This is a genomic window from Planobispora rosea, from assembly GCF_014648175.1.
Classification (GTDB): domain Bacteria; phylum Actinomycetota; class Actinomycetes; order Streptosporangiales; family Streptosporangiaceae; genus Planobispora; species Planobispora rosea.
Genome location: NZ_BMQP01000020.1, coordinates 133,421 through 144,377, shown reverse-complemented (window position 1 = coordinate 144,377; position 10,957 = coordinate 133,421). Strand labels below are relative to the sequence as shown.

Below are 10,957 nucleotides of genomic sequence, written 5' to 3'. Positions count from 1 at the left end.
GTCGGTTCAACACGGCAACCTACGCCCGCTGTCTTTTACACCGCATCCGGGACGCCACCCGGTCCATGGCCGTAGAGAGAAGAACGGCAAGGTCCTGCCGTGCCGTCCTCGACGCGACTTCCCGGTATGCGAGCACGGGCGGCCCGAAAGCTGCGGCACACACCATGACCGCGACGACCCCCAGCTCGGGCAACCCCTCTGCATGGACTGCTACGACTACCGGAACGCGGTGTTGTGGAACGCCCATGCGGGACGGCTCTGGCGGGAGTTCACCAAGACCGTGCCGTCCGTCTTCGCTCGGCTGTTCGGTGTCAGCCGTACCGAACTGCGCCGGATGCTGCGCCTGTCGTATGCCAAGGTCGCCGAGTATCAGGCGCGCGGCCTGGTCCACTTCCATGCCGTCATCCGGCTCGACGGCCCCGAGGGACCAACCGACCGGCCGCCGGACTGGGCCACAGTTCCCATGCTGGATCAGGTGATCCGGCAGGCTGCCCAACAGGTCACGGTTTCCGTTCCGGACGGCCCTCGTTCGTCACTGGCTCTGGGATGGGGCGATCAGCTCGACGTCCGGCCGGTCTACGTCTCCACCGAGTTGGACGGCGTCAGCGATCAACGGGTGGCCTCCTACGTGGCCAAATACGCCACCAAAGGGGCCGAATCCGCCGGAACCGTAGACCGTCCGATCCGGAACGTCTGGGATGTGACCAGCTTGGACGTGACCGAGCACGCCCGACGCATGATCTTGACGTGTTTCATCCTCGGTGATCTTCCACAGTGCCGGGATGTGCCGCTCCGGCAGTGGGCTCACATGCTCGGTTACGGCGGGCACTTCTCGACCAAGAGCCGCCACTACTCCGTCACTCTGGGAGACCTGCGCCAAGCACGCGCCGATCACCGAGCCGCACAAGCACGGGCGATCCTCGGCCTACCTGACCCAGCGGAGAGAGACACGATCACCGTGCAAGACTGGCGCTACGCGGGGAGCGGGCACCGGCACGGCGAAGCCTTCTGGGCCGAACTCGCCCGGCAACGTATCGCCACCGCCCGGAAGATCACCAGGGAACGGGCCGAACAAGTCCCGGCCGACGGCACGTCAAGCTCTACTGACGAACAGTGTCGAGATGTCCTCGCTGATTAGGATCATGCTGTGGAGCCTCCAGAGAGGACACGCGGTGTCCTGTACGTGATCGCGTGTGCCGCGCCTGCGGCTGCCGATGTCCGACGCCTGGTGGTGCTCGCGCAGGAAACCGGGTGGCGGGTGCACGTGGTCACCACGCCGATGGGGGAACGCTTCGTCGATGCTCTCGCGCTGGAACAACTGACCGGGGATCGGGTCCGCAGCGCCTACCGCATGCCGGATGAGCCGAAGGGCCTGCCTCCGGCCGATGCGGTGATCGTGGCTCCGGCGACGTTCAACACGATCAACAAGTGGGCGAACGGCATCGCCGACACATTCGCGGTGGGCCTGCTGTGCGAGGTGATGGGCTTCGGCACTCCCATCGTGGCCGTTCCGCTGCTGAAAGACGCGCTCGCCCGGCATCTGGCCTTCGGCCGTAGCCTCGATGCTCTGCGGGAAATGGGGGTGCGGGTGCTGTTCGATCCCGATGCGCCGTCGCATGCCCGCATGCCATCCTGGGAACGCATCATGCAAGAACTGCACAGCGCTGTAGAGGAGCGACACTCACAGAGGTGATGGCGTGGATGCCCGTAAGGAGATCGGACAGCGAATCGCCCGGGCACGCCGTCGCCGTGGCCTGTCACAGGTCGTCCTCGCCGGACTGATCGGCCGTTCCGAGAGCTGGCTCAGCCAGGTCGAACGGGGTCAGCGCCCCATGGACAGTCACACAGTGATCAGCGCCCTTGCTGAGATCCTGGGCTTGCCCGTCGATGAACTCACCGCGACGAAAACAGACACGATGACGCAGTATCGGGCGGCGTCCGCCATCCGCCAAGCCATGATGAGCTACGACGGCTTGGCGTCCCTGATCAATCCCCGTCACGTCGAAGGGTCACTGGAAAGCCTCGTCTGGCTCCGCCACGAGGTCCGGCGAGTGAACCGGCTCTATCAGGCGACGCACTACGACGACGTCGGCAGGCGGCTCCCGGGATTGATCGTGGCAACCGAACTCGGCAGCCGCCACGCGCCGACCAAGCACCGGCGGGCCTATCAGACGCTCCGCTCGCTGACGTACCACTGCACCACGACCACACTGCGACGCGTGGGAGAGGCCGAACTCGCCTGGATGGCCGCTGATCGCTCATTGGCCGCCGCAGAGGAAGCCGAACGTCCCCTGCTCGTCGCGGTCAGCGCCTACCGGCTCGGCTACGTCTTCGTACGGCTCCGCGAAGCGGACAGGGCACTTCAGGTCGTGCTCCGGGCCGCCGACGCACTGAACCGCTCCTCCCGACGTGCAGACCCCCGGCCGCTGTCCCTGCTCGGTGCGCTCCACCTCGTCGCGGTCACTGCTACCGCCGCTCGATATGACCAGGCGGCGGTGAGAACCTTCCTCGAACAGGCACGGCAGACCGCCGAACTCATAGGGGAGGAACGCAACGACTTCTGGACCGCCTTCGGACCGGCCAACGTCACCATTCACGAGATCTCCTCAGCGGTGGAGGCCGGAGACGCACGTCAAGCCATCCGCAAAAGCGAAGCGCTGAACCCGGATGACCTGGCGGCCGGGCTCGTCGGGCGGCGCGCTCAGGTACATCTCGACCTGGCGCGGGCCTATGCGCTCCAGCGCAAGGACGCCGCTGCGGTGAACATGCTCCTTGAAGCCGAACGGCTCTCACCCGAACTCGTGCGCTACGGCAGCCGCCCCCGTGACCTGCTGACCCAACTCCTCAAGCGAGAACACCGGGCGAGCACTCCACAGCTCCGCGGGCTCGCCACCCGGGCCGGAATCGCCTGATCCACACTTTTGTGCGGGTTCTTTGGCTTCACAGCGGTACGGCTTCCCCTGCGATATCGCGCCTACGGTCTCTCCTGACCTGCTGAGACATCAGCCATTTCTCGATGTCAGGAGGAAGGCCACGCCATGCCGGTAGCGCGCGGACATCTCGCGGAACCTTCGGTGATCGCCGCCGAAGAACTCCGAACCGAACTGGAACAGCAGGGCATCGCCGCCGACGTTCACGACGGCTACGGGCTGGCGCTGGTGTCGGTCTGGACGGGCCTGGTCGTGTGGTGCAAGGACGATCGCTACTGGTGGCGGACCGGCTGGGACGCTCAGCGCCAGCGCTTCACCTATGCCTGGCATCCGGCCACTGATCCGGTGCGGGCCGCTCGCCGGGTGGCTCGGCGCTATGAGGCTCTGCGGGTCGCACATCCCTTGCCGGAGTCGTCGGGCAGGACGTCATGATCGTGCTGGAGGAGTGCGTGAGCCCGCATGTGGCGATGGTCCAGCGTGATCACATCCGCCTGGCCTGGCGGACACCGTACCGGACCCTGGAACGGGTGCGACCGATGGCGTGGACGTGCATATGCCGTGCCACAGTCTACGAACTGTGTCAGGGCGGTGGGCAGGCGTTCATCCGGCGCACGGTCCAGCTCGATGACATGCCTGAGGTGCGCGAGACTCCGCGCTGGCCGATCAATGAGGCTCGGGCAGTCTGGGCGGCCCTGCTGTCCGGAAGAGCCCGGTAGGACGGGCGTGGTGACGTGAGATCTGGAGGGACGGCGTCACCACGCCTTGTCTCGGCAACGCGGGAATCGCTCATGGGAGCGGAGCGGCCGGCGCCAATGCGAAGCACCCCATAGGGGCTGCGTAGCGGTTGGGGCCGGTGGCGAAGCGGTGGGCGACTGCTTGCCGGAGACCGCTGGACGCGGGCGGCTGGTGGGCGAGAACGGCCCCCAGGCCGCAGCGCAGCCCGCCGGGCCGCCAAGCGGCCGGGCGGGAACCGGCATACACTCGCTCTTTTAAAAGGGAAAAGATTCAATTATCGGCCTCATCGAGCTGCAGTTGCGGGCTCGCAAGAGCTTTGGCCATCGTTTCAGTATGAGACCTCTGAAGCATGTTCAGTGCAGCCTTCTGAAGATCGAGGCTTTCAAGATGAACCTCGATCCAATCACCGCTCGCTTGTACCTTTTCGCGTATAATCCCCTTATTTAGGGTGGAGTGCAATATCTGAATGATTCGTCTCTCAAGCTTCTTCAGTTCAGACGCTTGCCAGTAGTCCGATATCTTGAACGTTGCTTCTCTTAGTATGTCACGCCCGTTTATCCTGACAAAATCAGGAACCTCTGCACGGCCTAGAACACTCATTGCATACACCAGGACGCGTTGCACAAGGATGTTAGTGCAGTACTCTCGTTCGTCTTTCGTTTGGTTATCAGCCGCCGTAGGATCATAGGGGACTAAGTAAATCGGCCGCGAGGCATCACCGTCCCCGACGGTTATTTGAACACGTTTACATATTTTCCGAACCGGGGAATTCTCGGTTACTTCAGGAACACAAAGTTCCCCCCAGAGCCCTCCGCTGGATATTTCCAACCCCAGGGTTCCTGACTTAGCGCATATAAATCCTAGGTCAGCAAGCTCCGTTTTCAGAGCGCTGAGCGTGGAAAGCTGATCCTCGACATCTTCCAGTGGGAGTGCATAAATAACAAAAGCTTCACCCGGCTCCCCCGGAGACCCTAGAGCGATACCAGGGTCCGCGCATACGGTGAGAAGTTTCCGCCCTTGCTGAGCTGTAGATGACCCTGGACTAAATCCTTGGGCTTTGCATTCTATTACGAGAGAATGTCGTGACGGGGAATGGCAGATTAAGACATCGGGCTCCGGAGGGTCCGGTGACCAGCCGAGGCTACGAAAGGACTTCTTTAGGGCATCGGATACGCCAAGTCTTCTACCGATAGCTCTAAAAACGAACCCATCAGAGTAGTAAGTCGGAGGGGTTGCGTTGGGAGAGTAAGGAACTTTGCGAACAAGCCACAAGCATGCATTTAACTGAAAAACCGGATCCCGGGTTAGCTGGAATTCTTTAGCCAACTTTAGCCTGACCACCTATTGGGACGAGAGTCGAGTATTCTGAATCCCCGATATACGCTCGAACTTTAGGATCAACAAATCTCTGAATGTTTGAAACAAGTCGATTGATCGTGTTCCCGCAGGTGCCCTCGGGGAGTACAGCGATCAATCTCTCATTCGTCATCTCCAAGATTATAGGTTGCCAGAGATGCTGGTCTATAGCGTTCGCGTGGACCTTTCGATCACTAAGCCAAGTATGGAACCCGGAGATGCGGAAACGATTCCTGCGATTATTAAATAGGCTTATAACCCAACGCCTGAAAGTGTCCTCACTCAAAGGCTGGCTAAATACTAGCTCCGCTACGGCATTGTTTAAGACGAAGTCGCCTCCACCTGTGGTGGAACTAGACGTCCAAAGTTTCTCTTCCACGGTCGCTGTCAGCCTTTTATACATATCGACAACGTTAAGAAGAGTTGCTCTGTGATCCAAGAATGAATCACTACGATTCGTTACCTTGCCGTCGTAGTAGAGGTCATGTCCACCTCGGGCTGCTGCTGGTATGCGAAGATGCGTAATAGAAGCAAGCGGAGCATAGGTCTCTCTTAGGGGTTCCATCTGTGCTTCGATCACATCAAGGCGATCTACCATAGTGAAGCGAGATGCGCGCTTCTCGTCTTCGAAATGAGAAGGTTCACCGTCTTCTAGTTCGTCGTCAGGAAAATCATAGATCGACTCGTGCTCAAAAGTGATTTTCCCGTAACGCTTTCCACTGTTGGTGCTTCGGACATGATTCCAGAGCGCATGGAAGCTTTGCGAGGATAGCCACAGATGATCGATCATGGGATTAGCTGCTACGGCTTTCCGCACGAGACGATCAGATTCGCTAGAAGGTAGAAGTGTATAGAAGGACAGGTATCTATTGCCAATCCTCTCTATCACTGCAATTCCTTGGCGAGAAGAATCGGTGACGCGGAATATTCGCCCGTCGGATCCGATTGGTTCGCAACTAAGTTCGCTTCGCTCAACAATTTTTATAAATGAAGAAATGCTGTTTGAATCTCCCACTGTCTCCAGCAGGTAGCTCTTAAGTAGTCCTCCAGGGAGCTGACGCTTTTCAAGTTTTTCCGAGGTTTCGTTGATTAGGCCATCAAAGAAATCGAAGTAAGATTCTGCGTTTGACAGGAGAGGGATTATTGCGTTGCGTCGACCGGACATTTCCCCTCCTTTTGGGTATGATGGTGTCGATGTAGCAATCAGGGAAATTCATAGTATACCCGATTGCCTTTAATGGGAACCCCTTAGTTTAGGTCAATTTCTTCTCGCGTCCAACGTGAATCGCCCACAGTAGTATGATCGTTCCGACATGGGTGAGTCGTTACTTACCGAGCGACTCTCATGATCGATCCTCAGAGGGTGACTGACGAGAGTTATATCAACAGCGTGCAGCTGGTCATGGCTGCTGATCTATGATCGCGTGGTCGTGCTGGTCCGGACCGGCCGAAGAGCCGCAGCCGGAGCAGCACAGACCGGCGTGTGGCGAGCGAAGCGAGCCCTTGACCCTGTAGTGATACTTGTCGCCGATCATGGTTCGGGACTTCTTCCTGACTGCTCGGTGACTGCGGGAACCGGGATGCTGTGCCGTGTTTGGGCATGTAAAAACCCCTCTGCTCAGCTGTTGAGCATCGGGGTGCGTCGAAGTGATCAGTAGGCAGGTCCGTCAGGAACCTTGCCTGATCGCATGTTCTAGATCCAGAAGGTGCAGACCGAGACGGTGAAGAAGGGCCTGGAGGGTACGGCCGACGCCGCCCTGCCGGTGCTGTCGATCTCCGCGCCGTTCAGCCGGAGCGCGGTCTTCCCGGCCGGTCCGGTCAGCGTCCGTGACATGGCAGGGCTGTACATCTACGACAACACGTTGATGGCCGTCAAGCTCACCGGCGCCCAGCTCAAGGAGTACCTGGAGTACTCCGCCAGGTACTTCAACCAGCTCGCCCCCGGCGCACCGGCCGATCCGGCCGCGCTGACCAACGCCGGCGGCATCCCCGACTACAACTACGACCAGCTCTCCGGCGTCACCTACGACATCGACGTCGCCAAGCCGGTCGGCCAGCGTGTCACCGGCCTGTCCCACCAGGGTCAGCCGGTCACCGACGACCAGCAGTTCGCGGTCGCCATCAACAACTACCGCCAGGCCGGCGGCGGCGGCTTCCCGCACGTCACCACCGCCCCGGTCCTGTACAACGCCCAGGTCGAGATCCGGCAGGCGCTGATCGACTACGCCACCGCCACCGGCACCATCGACCCGGCCGCCTTCGCCGAGGCCGACTGGAGGCTCACCCGCGACGGCCGGCCCCTGTTCTGACGGGCGGCGCTCCCCGATGACAGGGAGGGGTGACCGGACGTCCGGTCACCCCTCGCCGGTTCCCCGGAACAATCAATTCGCCGCAGCTCCAATCCTCTGATTCTCCACAAATCGCCACGGCAGACCGAGGCGGAACCTAACCTGATCTTGAAATGCCTCTCCTTCCGACAGCCAGGAGGTCAGATGCTCGGCCGTTCCGTGTCCAGCCTGGTGAGCGCACTCGCACTCGCACTCGCGCTCGCCGCCGCCGCCACCGCCGCCTCGGCTGCCGCATCCCCGCCCCAGCCGACCGAAGGTCCGCTACCCGGTGTAACAGAAGGGAGGAGGAACAGCGAGCTCAAGAAGGGTCACGCCACGATCGTCGCCGACCTGGACAACCGCCCCATCCAGCTCACGTCCTACGGCACCGTCGGCGACCCGGCCCAGGGAGACCCGTTCGTACTGTGGGCATGGCAGCCGGACCGGCGGCGGTTCGTCAAGACCGACTACGAGGAGATCGCGGTCTCCCCCGACGGACGCTGGACGGTCGCGCACCTGGAGTCGCCCGGAGAGCCGGGTGAGGACCTGCTGCGAATCATCGACCGGACCACCGGGAAGAGCCGGGACGTGGCGATCCGGCTCACCGAGCACACTCCCGCCCACACCGAGAACGGCGGTATCCAGTATCCCCAGATGCGCTGGCCCCGGTGGTCACCGGACGGCCGGAAGCTGCTGTTCACCGTCAGCCTGGCCCGCCAGGGCGACCGCTCGGCAGGAGTCCTGATCCTCGACCTGCCCCGCTTCACACCCCGCTTCATCAAGATCCATAAGGCACTGGTCACCGTCGGCGGTTTCGAGTGGAACCACGACGGCACCCGCTTCCTGGTCAGGCACGGCAGGCTCGGCAGCACGACCGTTCGCCTGTACGACCTCCGAGGCAAGGCCACCAAGGAGTATCAGGTGCGAGGCAGGCCGGGCGGTGACGGGCGCGGTGTCTTCTCCCCCTCCGGCAAGCGGTTCGTCACCGCCTGCCTTCCGCTGGAGAAGGCCGCCTGCGTGTGGGACGCGACGACCGGGAAGGCCGTGACGAGACTTCCCATAGCCCCGAGCGGGCGGCCCACCACCCTCGGCTGGTACGACGAGAAGCACTTGCTCATCTCCACCGCGGCCGGCGTCGGGATCGTCGACCTGAGGGGCCGGGTGACCGAGACGCTACTCAAGATCGGTAGGAGGACCCAGGTCTACCTGCACTTCGGCGCCCTGAAGTGACCTGAAGTGACCTGAAGTGACCTGAAGTGACCTGAAGTGACCTGAAGTGAACGGCCGGGACGCGGAGACGGCCCCGCCGTTCCGGCGCCGGGATCAGACGCGACGCAGCCGGCGAACTGGAGGCGTCAGCAGCAGGGCCGCGCAGACCGCGAAGCTGACGCCGGTGGAGACCAGCAGCAGGTCCCGGGGACTGACGATCTCCGAGACCGGCCCCACCAGCGCCTGGCCGACGGCGACCCCGGCCACCGATCCGGCCACCTCGTAGGCGGTGACCCGGTTGAGGACGTCGGGGACGACCTGCGTCTGGACGCTCGTCGACCACATCACCGACCAGAACGCCCAGGCCGTACCGCCCAGCAGGTGGCCCGCCATCAGCAGCGGCAGCGGCAGTTCCAGCGCCACCGAGAGCGGGATGAACGCGAACCCGAATATCGCCACGCCGCCGGCGGCCAGCGGCCGTGACGGCCGGAACCGGATCGCGATCAGCCCGCCGAGGACGGTGCCCGCACCGAGACCGGCCATCACCCAGCCGTAGGCGGCCTCGCCGAGACGGTCGCCGATCAGGCGTGAGCTCAGCGGAATGTAGGGACCGAACACCAGGACGCCGAAGAACACCCAGATGAGGATCACCGACCACATCCAGCTTCGGGAGCGGAACTCCGTCCAGCCCCGGCGCAGGTCGGACATGACCGTCGAGCGCTCCTTGGCCCCGGCGACCGGGGCGACCGGGGCGACCGGGGCCGCCGGGGCGGCCGGGGTGAGCCGGATGAGGGCCAGGCACAGGCCGCTGATCAGGAAGGTTCCCGCATCGGCGGCGTAGACGGCGCCGGGACCGGTCAGCGCCATCAGCAGGCCCGCGAGGACGGGCCCACCGAGCTGGGTGGCCGCGTCGGCGATCTTCAGGGTGCCGTTGGCGCGCTGCGGGTCCCCGGCGACGAGGGGAACCATGCCGTTGACTCCGGGCTGGAACATCGCGGCCGCCGCCCCGGACAGGAACGAGGCGGACAGCAGCAGCCAGAACGGCGGGGTCCCGGTGAAGAAGGCGACGGCCACCGCGGTCTGGGTGAAGATCCGGACGACGTCCGCGCCGACCATCATGGCCCGGGCACCCACCCGGTCGGAGAACACCCCGCCGAACAGCACGAAGATCACAAATGGGGCGGTCCAGACGGCCAGCACGTAGCCGACGCCGGAAACCCCGTAGATCGCGCCAACGGCCAGCGCCGCCGCGACGGGCATCATCGTGTCACCGAGCAACGACACCGTCCTGGCACCGAAATACAGGGCGAAGTCCCTGGTCCAGAGCCTTCCCGGCACGCCGGAGGACTGTTCGCGGTCGAGAAGTGCGGTCATTTCCCAAGCTCCATGGGCGCCCATTCTGGGCGTCCCGGGAGCCGACCGCAGGCGTCCAAAATGACATCATTGGGTAGATTCGTGCCATGAGACACCGCGTGGTCGCCCTGGTCAGCCCGCACCAGGAGATGTACCCGGTGACCTGCGCCTCCGCCGTCTTCGGCTACCACGGCCCCGACATCCCCCAGCACTACGACTTCACACTCTGCGCCGAGCGTCCGGGGATCATCCGGACGACCATGGGCGTCAACGTGGTCGTCGAGCGCGGGCTGGAGGCCCTCGCCGAGGCCGACACCCTTCTCATCGCCGGCTGGTGCGTAGGCCCGGAGATCTCCCCCGAACTCGGCGAGGCGGTCCTCGCGGCCCACACCCGCGGCATGCGGATCATGGCCGTCTGCTCGGGGGTCTACGTTCCCGCGAGTCTCGGCCTCCTGGACGGCCGGACGGCCGCCACCCACTGGGAGCTGACCGCCGATCTCGCCGCCCGCTTCCCCCGGATCCGGCCCGACGCGTCCGTGCTCTATGTCGATCACGGTGACGTGGCCACGGCCGGCGCCTCAGCCACGACCGTCGACCTCTGCCTGAACCAGGTCCGTCGCGAACACGGCGCGGCTCTGGCCATGCGGATCGGCCGGCAGCTGTCGGCCGCACCGCACCGGGAGGGCTGCCAGCGCCAGTACCCCGAGCTGCCGACCACCGGCCCGGTCCCCGGCTCGCTCGCCCCGCTGCTCGACTGGATCATCGCCAACCTGGACGACCCCCTGACGGTCGAGGACATGGCGGCCCGCTCCGGTCTCTCCCGCCGGACCCTCAGCCGTCACTTCACCGACCAGCTCGGCGTCTCCCCCGGCCGCTGGCTGCTCGACCGCCGCATGGCCGGCGCCCGCGCCCTCCTCGAGGAGACCGACCTCTCCGTCGAGACGATCGCCCGTCGTGTCGGCCTGTCCTCGGCGGTGAACCTGCGCCGCCACTTCCACGCCGCGCTGAACACCACGCCCGCCGCCTACCGGCGCTCCTTCCGCTGAC

General features: G+C 63.7%; 10 protein-coding genes. 7 read left to right on the top strand and 3 right to left on the bottom strand.

Going from position 1 to position 10,957, the window contains the following annotated elements; all coding sequences use genetic code 11:
• The 4 genes from IEZ08_RS21005 to IEZ08_RS20990 form a co-directional block, all read left to right on the top strand.
• The coding region (locus tag IEZ08_RS21005; protein WP_229803358.1) for a replication initiator at positions 1-1,138 on the top strand (1,138 nt) is incomplete at its 5' end.
• A 9-nt stretch (positions 1,139-1,147) separates the two neighbouring features.
• Positions 1,148-1,693: a flavoprotein gene (locus tag IEZ08_RS21000; RefSeq protein ID WP_068926056.1), complete on the top strand. Its 546-nt coding sequence runs from the start codon at positions 1,148-1,150 to the stop codon at positions 1,691-1,693.
• Between the two features lie 4 nt (positions 1,694-1,697).
• Positions 1,698-2,912: a helix-turn-helix domain-containing protein gene (locus IEZ08_RS20995; RefSeq protein ID WP_229803356.1), complete on the top strand. Its 1,215-nt coding sequence runs from the start codon at positions 1,698-1,700 to the stop codon at positions 2,910-2,912.
• A 126-nt stretch (positions 2,913-3,038) separates the two neighbouring features.
• Positions 3,039-3,362 (top strand): hypothetical protein, encoded by a 324-nt coding sequence (locus tag IEZ08_RS20990; RefSeq protein ID WP_189242741.1) that lies wholly within the window; start codon positions 3,039-3,041, stop codon positions 3,360-3,362.
• A 573-nt stretch (positions 3,363-3,935) separates the two neighbouring features.
• On the opposite strand, the gene IEZ08_RS20985 is transcribed toward IEZ08_RS20990, so the two are convergent.
• Both IEZ08_RS20985 and IEZ08_RS20980 read right to left on the bottom strand, forming a co-directional pair.
• Positions 3,936-4,493, bottom strand: coding sequence for a hypothetical protein (locus IEZ08_RS20985; protein ID WP_189242740.1), 558 nt, complete (start codon positions 4,491-4,493; stop codon positions 3,936-3,938).
• 490 nt (positions 4,494-4,983) lie between these two features.
• Positions 4,984-6,186: a hypothetical protein gene (locus IEZ08_RS20980; RefSeq protein WP_189242739.1), complete on the bottom strand. Its 1,203-nt coding sequence runs from the start codon at positions 6,184-6,186 to the stop codon at positions 4,984-4,986.
• A gap of 541 nt (positions 6,187-6,727) precedes the next feature.
• On the opposite strand from IEZ08_RS20980, the gene IEZ08_RS20975 reads away from it, so the two are divergent.
• Positions 6,728-7,330 carry a 5'-nucleotidase C-terminal domain-containing protein gene (locus IEZ08_RS20975; RefSeq protein WP_229803354.1) on the top strand — a complete coding sequence of 201 codons (603 nt, stop codon included), beginning with the start codon at positions 6,728-6,730 and terminating at the stop codon, positions 7,328-7,330.
• A 183-nt stretch (positions 7,331-7,513) separates the two neighbouring features.
• Complete coding sequence (locus IEZ08_RS20970; protein ID WP_189242738.1) at positions 7,514-8,578, top strand: TolB family protein; 1,065 nt, start codon at positions 7,514-7,516, stop codon at positions 8,576-8,578.
• Positions 8,579-8,671: 93 nt separating this feature from the next.
• Here the strand turns inward: IEZ08_RS20970 and IEZ08_RS20965 are convergent, their stop codons facing one another.
• On the bottom strand, positions 8,672-9,931 hold the full coding sequence (locus tag IEZ08_RS20965; RefSeq protein WP_189242737.1) for an MFS transporter: 1,260 nt from the start codon (positions 9,929-9,931) through the stop codon (positions 8,672-8,674).
• 86 nt (positions 9,932-10,017) lie between these two features.
• Here IEZ08_RS20965 and IEZ08_RS20960 point away from each other — a divergent pair, with 86 nt between their 5' ends.
• On the top strand, positions 10,018-10,956 hold the full coding sequence (locus IEZ08_RS20960) for a GlxA family transcriptional regulator (protein ID WP_068926067.1): 939 nt from the start codon (positions 10,018-10,020) through the stop codon (positions 10,954-10,956).
• Position 10,957 lies beyond the last annotated feature (1 nt).

What these genes read in the sequence shown, in the direction of transcription:
- IEZ08_RS20990 (WP_189242741.1), top strand. Translation starts at nt 3,039, where the DNA reads ATGCCGGTAGCGCGCGGACATCTCGCGGAACCTTCGGTGATCGCCGCC.
- IEZ08_RS20965 (WP_189242737.1), bottom strand. Translation starts at nt 9,931, where the DNA reads ATGACCGCACTTCTCGACCGCGAACAGTCCTCCGGCGTGCCGGGAAGG.
- IEZ08_RS20970 (WP_189242738.1), top strand. Translation starts at nt 7,514, where the DNA reads ATGCTCGGCCGTTCCGTGTCCAGCCTGGTGAGCGCACTCGCACTCGCA.
- IEZ08_RS20980 (WP_189242739.1), bottom strand. Translation starts at nt 6,186, where the DNA reads ATGTCCGGTCGACGCAACGCAATAATCCCTCTCCTGTCAAACGCAGAA.
- IEZ08_RS20960 (WP_068926067.1), top strand. Translation starts at nt 10,018, where the DNA reads ATGAGACACCGCGTGGTCGCCCTGGTCAGCCCGCACCAGGAGATGTAC.